Raw genomic sequence first — 418 nt, 5'->3', positions numbered from 1 at the left:
TCATTAGAGCGTCCTCTTTATAGTTTAGAGTAATTAATAGGTTACTTAACGCCTTTAGCTGCGGCGAGCGATAGCGAGTCCAGCCCCGGGGCCTTTTCCGGGGCGAGGCAGGCTAAACTTGTTAGCTGATTTAATTTTCGGACCAATCCCATTTTACTATTTTGGATTGATACCCTGTACCAATGGTACTGCAGCTTTTAGCTAAGACTTGTTTATTTTTTATTGACCATACATGTTCTTGGCAAGGAGGCAAAAACATCAGCTCTATTACTCCATAACCCGCCCAACTAATTAAGCCAGTAGCTGCTGCACTTAAAGCGATACCAGAACCCAAAGCTTTTTCGCCCCATAGATTTTCCGTACTTTGGGGCTCTCCCCAAAGGCTTTTAGCATCATCTAATGGAATGCTAATTCGTGG

Annotated in this window: 1 protein-coding gene; it reads right to left on the bottom strand. The window is 43.8% G+C overall.

Annotation, left to right across the window (positions count from 1 at the left end):
• Positions 1-130: 130 nt before the first annotated feature.
• Positions 131-418 (bottom strand): hypothetical protein (locus A3763_RS28200; protein WP_197482777.1); only part of this gene is annotated, 288 nt, incomplete at its 5' end.

The sequence above is a fragment of the Oleiphilus sp. HI0128 genome (genome assembly GCF_001635365.1).
Note: the sequence above shows the minus strand (reverse complement) of the source record. Positions and strands in the feature narration are given on the sequence as shown.